9 protein-coding genes and 1 pseudogene are annotated in these 12,060 nt (G+C 62.7%); 6 read left to right on the top strand and 4 right to left on the bottom strand.

Annotation, left to right across the window (positions count from 1 at the left end; all coding sequences use genetic code 11):
- The first annotated feature begins 1 nt into the window (after position 1).
- Positions 2 to 2,191 carry a PAS domain-containing protein gene (locus NO364_RS08230; protein WP_257629052.1) on the top strand — a complete coding sequence of 730 codons (2,190 nt, stop codon included), beginning with the start codon at positions 2 to 4 and terminating at the stop codon, positions 2,189 to 2,191.
- Between the two features lie 905 nt (positions 2,192 to 3,096).
- Here NO364_RS08230 and NO364_RS18360 read toward each other — a convergent pair.
- Together NO364_RS18360 and NO364_RS08240 are read right to left on the bottom strand one after the other, a co-directional pair.
- Positions 3,097 to 3,402: a hypothetical protein gene (locus NO364_RS18360; RefSeq protein WP_420191831.1), complete on the bottom strand. Its 306-nt coding sequence runs from the start codon at positions 3,400 to 3,402 to the stop codon at positions 3,097 to 3,099.
- A gap of 166 nt (positions 3,403 to 3,568) precedes the next feature.
- A pseudogene (locus tag NO364_RS08240) lies at positions 3,569 to 4,201 on the bottom strand (FAD-dependent oxidoreductase); the annotation flags it as partial.
- Between the two features lie 339 nt (positions 4,202 to 4,540).
- Here NO364_RS08240 and NO364_RS08245 point away from each other — a divergent pair.
- Complete coding sequence (locus NO364_RS08245) at positions 4,541 to 5,734, top strand: sensor histidine kinase (protein WP_257629054.1); 1,194 nt, start codon at positions 4,541 to 4,543, stop codon at positions 5,732 to 5,734.
- A gap of 57 nt (positions 5,735 to 5,791) precedes the next feature.
- On the top strand, positions 5,792 to 7,339 hold the full coding sequence (locus NO364_RS08250; RefSeq protein WP_157691043.1) for a bacterio-opsin activator domain-containing protein: 1,548 nt from the start codon (positions 5,792 to 5,794) through the stop codon (positions 7,337 to 7,339).
- Positions 7,340 to 7,453: 114 nt separating this feature from the next.
- Here NO364_RS08250 and NO364_RS08255 read toward each other — a convergent pair whose 3' ends face one another.
- Entirely contained in the window at positions 7,454 to 8,032 is a 579-nt protein-coding gene (locus NO364_RS08255) for a response regulator transcription factor (protein WP_257629055.1), read from the bottom strand.
- Positions 8,033 to 8,138: 106 nt separating this feature from the next.
- Here NO364_RS08255 and NO364_RS08260 point away from each other — a divergent pair, with 106 nt between their 5' ends.
- Entirely contained in the window at positions 8,139 to 8,531 is a 393-nt protein-coding gene (locus NO364_RS08260; protein ID WP_343218000.1) for a winged helix-turn-helix domain-containing protein, read from the top strand.
- 206 nt (positions 8,532 to 8,737) lie between these two features.
- Entirely contained in the window at positions 8,738 to 9,085 is a 348-nt protein-coding gene (locus NO364_RS08265; RefSeq protein WP_157687945.1) for an ArsR/SmtB family transcription factor, read from the top strand.
- Positions 9,086 to 9,232: 147 nt separating this feature from the next.
- On the opposite strand, the gene NO364_RS08270 is transcribed toward NO364_RS08265, so the two are convergent.
- Positions 9,233 to 11,149, bottom strand: coding sequence for a sensor histidine kinase (locus NO364_RS08270; RefSeq protein ID WP_157687944.1), 1,917 nt, complete (start codon positions 11,147 to 11,149; stop codon positions 9,233 to 9,235).
- Between the two features lie 482 nt (positions 11,150 to 11,631).
- On the opposite strand from NO364_RS08270, the gene NO364_RS08275 reads away from it, so the two are divergent.
- Positions 11,632 to 12,054, top strand: coding sequence for a hypothetical protein (locus NO364_RS08275; RefSeq protein WP_257629056.1), 423 nt, complete (start codon positions 11,632 to 11,634; stop codon positions 12,052 to 12,054).
- Positions 12,055 to 12,060 lie beyond the last annotated feature (6 nt).

The raw sequence follows: 12,060 nt of genomic DNA on the forward strand, positions 1-12,060 counted from the left end.
AATGGCGATGACTCCTGAAGCGGTACACGACTCCCCGGCCCGGGTCCTCCCGCTCATCGCGGATTCGGCCAATCGCCAGTTGCTCGAGAGATGGATCGACGACCACCCCTCCTACGAATCCGTGGACTTCTCGGGGGACATCGAGGACGCCGACTTCGATGTCTGTATCCTCGACAAGGGGGCGTTCCAGGAACACCTCGATGCGCTCCGTGCGAAGAAGACGGCGGCGGCCCCCGTTTTGCTTCCGTATCTCCTGTTGCTTCCGGAGTCCGGGGCGGATATCATCGAGTCGGATGCCGGTCAGCTAGCCGACAACGTGGTCACGGAAACGATCGACGAGATCGTCTCCCTGCCGATCCAGCAGGCCGAACTCAACTGGCGACTCGAGGCGTTGCTCCGACTCCGGAATCAGTCGCTCACCTTGCGAGAACGAGAGCACGAGCTCGAACGCCAAGTCGATCTCTTCGAGAAGGCGCAGGATATTGCGGACGTCGGAGCGTGGGAGTACGACGTCGAGGCTGAAGAGGGCTGGTGGACCGACGAGGTTCGCCGCATCCATGCGCTCCCGGACGACACGACGCCGTCCCCGGAGCTGAGCCTTCAACATTTTCACCCCGAGGACCGACCGATCGTCGAAGATGCGTTCGAGACGGCTATCGAGGAGTGTGAGCCGTACGATATCGAAGTCCGACTCATCGATGCGGATGACAACCGGCGATGGGTTCGAACGAGGGGTGAACCCCAGTACGAAGACGGGAAACTGGCCCGCATTCGAGGGACGATGCAGGACATCACCGAGCGCAAGGAGCGCGAACTCGACCTCCAGCGCATCAAGCAAGCGGTCGAAGCCGCTGGCCACGCGATCCTTATCACCGACCCCAAGGGGAGAATCGAGTACGTCAACTCGGGCTTTGAGGAGACGACCGGCTTCACCCAGGCAGAGGTCGTCGGTAAGACACCGCACGTGTTGAACTCCGGTGAGATGCCGGATGGGTATTTCGAGGAGTTCTGGAACACCATCCTCTCCGGAGAGGTGTGGGCAGAGGAAATCGTCAACCGTCGGAAGAACGGGGAGACGTACACGGCGATGCAGACGGTCGCACCCGTCATCGACGGTGACCAGACTCACGCGTTCGTGGCAGTCCAAGACGACATTACGGAACGCAAAGAGCGAGAGAAGACACTCGAACGGCGGACCCAAGCGATCGACGAAGCGCCAGTCGGCATCACCATCACCGATCCGGAACGGGAGGACAACCCGATGATCTACGTCAACGATGCGTTCGTAGACCTGACGGGCTACCCGCGTGAGGAGGTGATCGGGGAGAACTGTCGATTCCTCCAAGGCGAGGGTACCGACCCGGACAAAGTTGCCGAAATTCGGGAAGCGATCGACGCAGCGGAACCGATATCGATCGACCTCAAAAATTATCGCAAGAACGGAACGATGTTCTGGAACCACCTCGAAATTGCACCCGTACGGGACGATGCAGGTGCTGTCGTCAACTTCATCGGATTCCAACAGGATGTCACCGGACGCAAGGAGCGCCAACGACAGTTAGAAGTTCTCGATCGAGTGTTACGCCACAACCTGCGCAACGATATGAACGTGATCCGAGGACGAGCCGAGACGATCCACGCCGAGACGTCGGGCGAGGTTGCAGCATCCGCCGAGACGATCGCGGACACGAGCGATCGACTGATCCGACTGGCAGAGAAAGAACGTCAGATAACGGAATTGCTTCGGGAGGATCCGACACGCGACCAAATCGAGGTACGTGATCGTCTCGAGGACGTCGTTTCGAGCGTCGGTTCGGAGCACTCGGACGCGACGATTGCCGTTGAATGTCCTGACGACGTAACTGTCGAGGCGATACCACAGTTTGGGCAGGCGATCGAAGAACTCGTTACGAACGCGATCATCCACAGCGACTCGCCGTCGCCCGAAGTCACTGTTACCGTCACCCGGACTGACGAGACGGTTCGTATGGCAATAGCCGACAGCGGGCCACGCATCCCCGAGATGGAACGGGACTTATTGGAAGACCAAGCGGAACAAACACCGCTGTACCACAGGAGCGGTCTCGGGTTGTGGCTCGTGAAGTTAATCACCGCCCGGTCGGGCGGTACCATCACGGTTGAGGAGAATTCGCCAGCCGGCAACATCGTCAGAATAGAGCTATCACGGTGACAGTTCCGTCCGGACTCGGGGGGTACGAAATAGTATCGTCATCGCCGACGGATACGTCTTCGCGGCAACGAGCGGCGGTGAAGTTCGCGCGATCACCGCTGAACGGGAGAGTGGCTTCCATCGAAGTTCGCGTCCGACCGAGTCGCTCTCCGGAGAGAACGGGATCGCACGACAGCGGCGGGCTGAACGTCGACGTCGTCGCCACTGGAGACACTGGTGGTGCTTTCGTTTCGCTACTGACCGATTCCGAACGACGGCGGGTTCGTCCCGTAGTTCGCTGCCGCTACGGCGTGGCGCAGGGCTGCTAATTGTTGGATCGCTGGGTTCTCTCGGCTGCAATCAACTGGGCCCCCGCAGTTTCGAGAGCTGGCAGTGGTTGGTTACGAGACGCCGTCCTGTCGCTGATTGAGGATGCCGACGAAGTGTCTCAGGGCTATCCTCCGTGCCCCACTCCGATAGCACACTGAGAGCGCTGGATCCCGTCCGTGATTGGATCGCCAAATCTACCGGGAGTTCTCGGCTACGGCGCGACGAAGAGCGTGAATATCACCCACCGACCGTAGGCTCCCACCTCGTCTCCGTGCGCCGGATCGAGGTTCTTTACTCCGTGACGATGTGGCCGGCGTGGAGCGCAGTCCCGAGCGTATCGATTCGTTGTCCGTCTTCGTATCCGCCGACGCTCTCCGGAGAACGCGCTCCGATCCACGGTTGGCGACGAGCGTGACCGTCGGTTCTTCCCCCCGCGGGTCCGTTCTTCCGGGCAACCGCAGAATAGAGGCATCACGACGCCCGTCGCCGAACGAGGTAGACGAGGAGAAAGGCGGCTGCGACGGCGAGTACGGGTGATTCGTACGGACGATCGTGGAACGTCAGAATCGATGCTGCCACGACGAGCGCACCGGCAATCACCGCGTAGCCGAGATTGGGGTCGGCCACGCTTCGTCCATCGGCGGGCTCCGTGCGGACGACCAGTTCGCCACGTTCGAGCCGGTACAGCGTTCGATCGAATCGAGAAGGAATCCGTGCCAGTGCGGAAAGCGATTGGCGTCCGCCCACGTCTCCTCGATGATCGTGTCGAGGTCGCTCTCGATCAGTCCCTGCTCGACGAGGAACGAGCGCACGACCGCGAGGAAGTCGAACTCCGGATCGAACCGTCCGGTACGCTCTGCGGGAACTCGAAGACGAGGATTTGATGACCTCCCGGATTTCATTCGCCGACGCACGACAGCGTGTCTACTCGCTCACGACCGCCGAGTCGTAGGGATGCGAACGGGGAGGGTGCCAGCTCCGTCGATTGCGGTCGATCGTACTGCCGGCTGGATATCGATACGGGGACGCACCCCTCGGGGAGACCAGTCGCCGGAAAGAGTGACAGTATCAGTGATCGTGTCCGCCGCGGGTGAACTGCCCGGAGAACGCCCGCTGGACGACTTCGGGGAGGGCCGGGTGGATATGAATACTCTCGCGGATGTCCTGTACGGTTCCGGTGCCGGCCGTCATCGCGACGACGACTTCCTGCACGAGCGTTGAGGCGTCGGGGCCGACGATGTGGCAACCGAGTATTTCCCCGTCGAGGTCGACGAGCACCTTCACGAAGCCTTCGGCTTTCATCGCGTCGCCGCGGGCGGTCTCCTCGTATCGGTAGGTGTTGGTCGCGTAGTCCCGCCCGGCGGCTCGCAGGTCGCTCTCGCTGGCGCCGACGCCAGCCACTTCCGGCGAGGCGAACACCGCGAAGGGCATCGCGCTGTAATCGACCGCTTCGAGGTCGCTCCCGAAGATGTTTCGTGCGACGGTCCGTGCTTCGTGGTTGGCGTTGTGTTTCAGCAGGTACTCGCCGACGATGTCACCCAGCGCCCACACGCCGTCGGCGGCCGTCCGCAGGTACTCGTCGGTTTCGACGAACCCCTGCTCGTCGGTTTCGACCCCCGTGGCATCGAGGTTCAGCGTATCGGCGTTCGACACCCGTCCGGCGGCGATCAGTAACTCGTCACCCGTCGCGGTCACGCCCGGCTCGTCGTCGACTCGACCGGGTTGTTCGTGCGTTGGAGGTTACGATCACGGGGCCAGCACTCCCGATAGCATCCGCCCTGACGCTCGGTGGCGTCGTCGTTTCCGGTGTCGTTCGGCGGAGTCAGCGTCCGAACGGCGTCCCCGGCAACTCGAAACGGGGAACCACGGGACGCTAACCCGATGTTTCCGAGTCAGAGTCAGGTGGGGAATAATAAACACGCGTCGGATCCAAGAGGCACGTATGAGTCGCGTCCGACTTCGCTCCCACCGGAGGCGTCTTCACCGGCTCCCGAGGCTGGTGGTCCCGCGACGGTCGTACGGGAGGACGACGGGGGACCGATGACCGACGAATGTACTGCGGCGATCCCATTGGAGGCGTTTCCGGATCCCGTGCTCGCCTATGCCGTAGACGGTGGTGAGGCCCGCATCACGACGACGAACGAGGCCTTCGAGCGGCGGTTCGGGGATACTTCGTCCGACGCGCACGTCTCGACGGTATTCGAGCGATTTAGTCACCGTACTGCGACCGGCGACCGGGATCCGATAACCCACGTCGTTCGGGGTGATCGTGTCGGGATCTATCTCGACGGGAACGGGAATCGAGGGGCGTTTTTCCTGCGGGTGGTCCCCTCGGACGAGGACGCCGGATATCTCGTCTTTTCGGACCTACAGCAGTGTCCCGCTATCGAGGAGATGCCCGCCGTCGACCAAGTCAGCAGCGTGATCAGCCACGATCTCCGTAACCCGCTCGACGTCGCCAAGGCACACCTCCAAGCGGCGCGGGAAACAGGGGAGCCGGAACACTTCGAGTCGGTCGCCGACGCGCACGATCGGATGGAACGGATCATTCGCGACGTCCTCACTCTCACACGGGGGGACGCCGTCGTGGACCCGTCGGAACGAGTCTCGATCGAAACTGCGGCGACGGACGCGTGGCAATCGGTCGATACTGGGGGCGCAGTGCTGGAACTCGTCGGATCACTCCCGACCGTCACCGCCGACTCCGACCGCGTTCGACGGCTGTTCGAGAATCTGTTCCGGAACGCGGTGAAGCACAACGCCACCGATAGCCGGAGACAGTACGGCGACAGCGGGGAGCATGGCTCCACGAGCCATCGGTCGCAGACCCCCGATGACGGCACGGAGCATGACTCTGCGGCCATCCCGACGCAGTCCGAGGGTTCGGTGACAGACGACTCGGACACACCCTCGCCGAACACACGCGAGCACGGGGGAAAGCGGCGTCCGGGACCCCGAGAGCAGTCCCCTGGCGACGGGACGACTCCCGAGAAGAGCGTGACGATCACTGTAGGATCGTTAGGGGACGGGTTCTACGTCGCCGACGATGGCAGGGGTATCCCCACAGGGGAACGGGAGACGGTTTTCAAGCCGGGATACTCGACGATGGCCGGTGGAACCGGACTCGGTCTCGCGATCGTCGAACGGATCATCGTCGCACACGACTGGAACATAACCCTCACTGCAGCCGACTGTGGTGGGGCACGGTTCGAGATCCGATTCGAACACCGATGACGGAACCTGCAACGAGGACTGGTGGGGAACGAAGGGACGAACGCGGTGGTTCGAGCCATGGATGATCGGCTGGAACGGGCGCCGGTCGGCGTCCTCGAGGCCTCGACCGATGGGACCGTCTTGGACAGCAACGAGCGCGCCCGGACACTGATCGACGCCGCTGATCCGGCTGGAGCCACGCTCGCCGAGGTGTTTCCCCGGTCCGTCGACGGCACCCTCGTGACCGCGTTCGAGGGTGAGTCGGTCACTGAGATGGAATTCGAGGAGTATTATCCAGGGCCCGACAGGTGGTTCGCCGTCTCCATCGTTGCGCTCGATGAGGGAGGGGCGGTCTATCTCCGAGACGTGACCGAGAGGCGGCGCGAGAGGCGGTCTCTCGAACGGCTACGACAGGAGCGCAAACGGACGGAGCTCATCGACGACGTGCGTTCGGATATCCTCGCGGCACTCGTCAACGCGACCTCTCGTGAGGAAATCGCCGAAACGATCTGTCGAGGGCTCGGTGAGACCGACCTCTACGAGTTCGCTTGGGTTGGAGAACGCGACGTGGGAGGCGACGACCTCGCCGTCCGCGCCGTTGCGGGTGAGACCGGCGATATCTTCGGCGCCGTTCGTGACGCGGTCGGCGATGAGACGGTGACGACGCCCGAAGAGCGCGCAGTCAGGAGCGGTCAACTGCAGGCTGTCCAGCCACTCACCGACAGTGCCGCGGTTCCTAAATCGGTCCGGAGGGCCGGCTTTGCCGACGGCGTCCAGTCGGCACTGCACATTCCGGTCGTATACGGGCCGAACGTCCACGGAGTCGTCGGCGTCTATGCGAGTGGCACCGAGGCGTTCTCCGAACGGGAGCGGGCTAGCTTCGAGACGCTGGGGGAGGTCGCTGGGTTCGCAATCACTGCCGTTCGGAATCGGAATCTGCTGCTTTCGGACAGCGTCGCAGAGATCACCTTCGAACTCGGTGACGGCTCGCTGCTGGCGCGACTGAGTCGGACGCTCGACTCGACGCTGAAGCTCGAAGGGATGGTTCCACAGGCCGACGACGCGTTGCTCTGTTTCGTCTCGGTCGAAGGCGACGGAATCGGGCGTATCGACCGGGAGACCGAGAGGATGGAACCGATCGATCGGACACGAGTTATCGACGAATCCGAGTCCGGTGGGACCGTCGAACTCACCATCCGCGGCTCGACGCCGTTGCTGGCCATCTCCTCGCTCGGAGGTACCGTTCGGCGTGCCAGCTTCGACGATGGAGCGGGACGTCTCGTCGTGGACCTTCCCCCGGACGGTGACGTCCGCCGTATCGTGGATACGGTGGGTCGGGAGTACGACGCGGAGTTCGTCTCGAAGACGGAGCGGAAACGCTCCGTGACGACCGCCCGTGAGTTCCGCGACGAACTGGACGACCGGCTGACACAGCGACAACGGGTCGTCCTGCAAACCGCATATTTCGCCGACTACTTCGAGTCACCTCGTGGAAGCACGGCCGAAGAAGTCGCTGCCTCACTGGATATCACCGGGTCGACGTTGCTCCATCACCTGCGTGCCGCCCAGCGGAAGCTTCTGGATGCCTATCTCGACGGACAGGGGCGGACATCCGAGAGCGGATGACGGTGCCGACACTCACCGCACAGCGCCCCTCCGAACAGGTACCACGGTTTTCCGGGTCGGGCGTCGAATCCGCACCTCGTCGAAAGCACCGGCCGTCCGTCACGCCACCGGCCGTCACATCTCCCCGCGATCGATTTCGTCGAACTGAGCGAGGATCTCGTCGTCGGTCAACAGTCGTCTGGCTCGGGTTTCGAGTCGCTCCGCCTGCTCCGCCACCGCGACGAACCGTTCGTGCTCGCGGTGCGTCTCGGAGTCCAGTTCGGCTTCGAGCACCGCTCGCTTGGCCTCGGCACTGAAATACGCCCCGAGCGTTTCGTACGCGAGGATCCGTCGCTGTTGATCGATAACCGCGCGAACGTCCTCGCGGTCGACCGGCTTGCAGAGATAATCGTCGAACGGCATATCGAGTACTTCGATTCCGGGATCGACCGCGGTTACCATGACCACCCGTCCGTCGTACCCACGCGCAACCAGTTCCGACAGCACGTCGTCACCCGACATCCCCGGCATGTGGCGATCCAGAAGGACGATATCGACCGGCGTATCCGCGACTGCCGACAGCGCGGCCTCCCCGCTGTACACCGTCTCGACGTCACAGTAGCCTCGCAGCCGTAGCGCATACGCGTCTGCAACCTCCTGTTCGTCGTCGACGACGAGCGTATGCACGTCCGCCGCGCTATCGTTTCCGGACATCTGTTTCGATTGCGTACGTGGTGTCGAGGCTGCAGCCACATAACTGGTCATCTTCTCCGAGCAACGCCATCTGCACTCCTAGAGTCCCGAGTGCCGTGCGGTCTGCATGCTTGCCCCCGATATCCAGTACGAACGGCGTGCTCCTAGGAGTATGTCCGTCAACCCGACCCAGAAGTCGAAACGACACTCCGATTGGACGGCAGATGTCGATCTCTCGGCGACCGAACTGTTCGAACTCTTCGGGGACGAATACACGCGCCGTGTGTACGAGACGATCACGGAGCAGCCACGAAGCGGCCGTGCCGTCGCCGAGGCAGCGGACGTCTCGCGGGCAACGGCATACCGCCGCCTCAACGACCTTCGTGATGCGGGCCTCGTTCGCACTGAGATGATGATCTGTGACGACGGCCATCACAAGGAACGGTTCGAGCCCGTGGCTACGTCGGTCTCTCTCTCCCTCGGCGATGGAATCGGAGCCACGGTCGACGTCGGAGACTGACGCCGTGGGTCACCGATCGAGTCGAAACACCACGACCGGCCGCCGGCCCGGGACCGTGGATCCACCGAAGAAACTGAAAAACCATCCCGATAGGACCCGCGGTCGACGAGGCGGAGTGCATATACCTAGAATGCCTCTATCGGTCGAGTCCGTATTGATAGCCCTCGGTTACAGAGAGATTCGGTACGAGAACACGGATAGGGACGATGACGAGTGCTTTCCCACACCAGAGTCACGTCGAGTACAGTCCTCACGATCGAGCGGACTTCACCGTCTCCAGTGATTCGCAGGTCGATGCCCTCCAAGCGCTGTCGTCGGGGACGGCACAAGCGATTTTGGGGGCGCTGGAGGGCGAACCGAAGACGACCTCCGAGATCGCGGAGAGTGTCGATACGTCGATACAGAACGTCCACCACCATCTGCGACGCCTCGAGGAAAACGACCTCGTCAAGCCGATCGATACGTGGTACTCGGTCAAGGGCAGAGAGATGACCGTCTATGCGCTTACCGCCGAGAAACTCGTGGTAACGTTCGAGGCCGCCGAGCAATCGTAGTGACGCCGACGACTGATACTGTTTATCGTAAGTCATTACCGGTGGTTCGCCGAGACGGTCCGGCGAACCACCGGTAACCAGTTACAATAATCCGTATGAGCGGCCGATCGACGAGGCGTCGGCCAACGAAGGGTCGAGCGAGTGGCGCTATCTCGCCCGGTTCCCGTTCTCGGTTCGCTCCGTGAGATCGGCGAGCGTTATTTCGACTGTCGTGCCGTCCTCGGTTTCGAACGAGAGATCACCGTCTAGCGCATCGATACCCCACTTGAGTTGCCAGAGTCCGAGTCCACGCCCGTGTTGGAGGGAACTCTCGGTTCCGGCCGCCAGCGATTCGAGTTCGGCCACTGGAATACCGGGGCCGTCGTCGCTGATAGCGATTCTGTACCCGTCGGCTGTCGACGTTATCGAGACAGTGACACTCGACTCCGCGTATCCGACGGCATTTTCCAACGGACTCGTGAGTGCCGTTCGCAGTATCTCGGCGTCGGTTCGGAGCGTCGCCGTCGGCGGAAACTCCGTGTTGACAGTGACGTCGTCGGATGCGGTCCGGGAGAGCAGCTCGGAAACCACAACGGTGATATCGACCGTCGCCGGATCGGGGTCGCGAGCCATCAGACGGTCGATCCGTCGGGCGCGAGTGCCGATCGACGCCAGCCGATCCGTCGCTGCCAAGACGGCCTCGGCGTCGTCGCCCTCCGTTCGGTCGGCCAGCTGCTCCGCGTGGCTTCTGATAACGTCGAGCCGATTCCTGAGGTTGTGTCTGAGCAGTCGGTTGAACACCTCCAGGCGTTGTTCGCGCTGCTCGCGTTCCTCGACGAACCGCTCCAGGTCGTCACGCATATCCGCCATCGCCGTTCCGACGGGCCCCGGGATCTCTTCGTCGAGAGCCGTATCGTCGAACTCTCGACGGGCGATCTTTTCGGCCTGTTCGGTGATCGTTTCGATATACGCCTTCGTTCTGTGGAGGCTGGTTCTCAGCTGTCCGACCTCGTCGATCCGGTTGCCGTCCGGAATCTCCGCCGTCAGGTCACCTTCGGCGATCGCTTCCGCCTGACGCGACAGCCGCCTGATCGAACTGATCGGACCGAAGTGAATCATCCCGCTGATCAACAAGAAGCCGACAGCGGTGAGTCCGATCAGCACCGTCAAGTCGGTCTGGACCTGGTCGGTCACGGCGAGTGCCGTCGATGTGGGAACTTCCTTGACGACGACCCAGTTGACACCGTCGCTCGGGACGCTGTGGTATCCCCGCACCTCCGTGTCGTCCAGTTCGGCACCGCTGATCGGCGCGAACTGGTTCGGTCGCTCCTCGATCCGGGATTCGACCTCGGTAACGGTGGCCTCGCCCTTGTACGGATGAAACTCGTTTGGACTGTTCTTCTCGAACATGACGTACCCACTCACGCCGCCGAGAACGACGGTACTCGTGTCGTTGGTCGCGTCGGCCGCCGCCGCGACCCGAGTGCTGGGATGGTACTCGCCGATCAACACGTGATCGCCATCACGCGTCGGTGAGGCGATCGCCACGGACATGTTACCCTGGTCCAGGTAGACCCACGAGACGAGCGTCTCCGTCGGGCTGTCGAACCGGAACGCAACCTCCTCGCCGGAGGCAGTTTGCCCCCAGTCGATCGCGGTCGCAGCCAGCGGCTCGCCGGCTAGCCCGTCACTGCTCGCGACGATCCGCTCCGTCGTGCCGTTCGACGGCTGCTCCGTCGGCCGCTCGACGACGTGGAGGCTAACGAGTTCGTCCGACGTTCGGTTGAGTTCCCTGTCGAGGGTGGTTTCGGTTCGTGTCCGGTTCGACGGATCGATGCCTCGATGTGAGGACAGGAGCCGAATCGACTCCTGTTCGCCCTCGAACCACCGGGCGAGACTCTCCGCCTCGAGTTCCGCGTTGGCTTCCACGGAGTCTAACTGTTCTTCCGTGACCCGATCGGACACTTGTCCTGCGATCGCCGACCCGCCAGCGACGATCACGGCAGTAATGAGCAACGAGACAGCAAAGAGCTTCACCGCGTATCGTGAGCGGATGCCCGCCGGCAGAAGTTCCTTGCTGTCCATTCGAGGCCAATTTCTTCGAGCACGCTAATAAGAAACACGCCTGTTTGCCGAGGCGTACTCGCTGGAATCCGGGAGTACCTCTGCCTTCGTCCGGACCGCCCACCGTCCCATCGGTGAGCCACTCCGAAGGGGTACTGAACTCGGACCATCCACGCGTTCGCCCCGCCGGTGGCTGGATCCAGTTCCGTGACGGCGTCCACCCCCATCGGACACCTCTGGGCGAGACGGACCGTTTCGAGATGGAGTTTCCGGGAGTGATACGGAGGGGTTCCATCTATTAGTTTCGGGAGCCACGGTCCCTACGCCCGCCCAGTCCCCCAGCGGGTGATCGGCGTCCCCGGCCCTCCAAACACGTTCGTCGCTACTCGTGCGTTGCCCCGTGTATCGGCCCGCTGACGTCGGAAATCGAACCGAGCAGCAACCACCGTATCCAACCGCGACAACGGCCAACTCGTAGGCCGAGGCGTCGAACGGTGGTTCCCGTGCTGACGCTGGTGCGCACTGCTCCGGCATCCGTCCTGTTGTCATGGACGTCTTGGAGGGCCTACCGATCCGGAGCGCAGCCCAACGCGGACCCGTTTCTGTTGCTGGTCACCACGCTGACTCTCCGGGCCGTCCTCTCGCTTGAGGCCACGGCGATAGAGGTAGCGACCGTTGGTTTCCTCGAGCCGTTCTTCGACGTAGCGCGACTCGGCACCGTGTCGTTGCTGCCCGTGGCTTGGATCGTCTACGCACTCAGCTATGCCGGCCGCGGAGCCGTGGGAACACGGGGGCGGCTCGTATCCCTGTCCGGTATCGTCTTGCCGGTAGTGATCAGTGCCATCGCCCTCGCCAGTGATGCCTCCGAAGCGGTCGTCGGCCGAGTGCCTCGGTGCTTGCCCCCGGGCCGGTTTACGGTTCCGTAAGCCGAC

The organism is Haloplanus salinarum, assembly GCF_024498175.1.
Taxonomy (GTDB): Archaea; Halobacteriota; Halobacteria; order Halobacteriales; family Haloferacaceae; genus Haloplanus; species Haloplanus salinarum.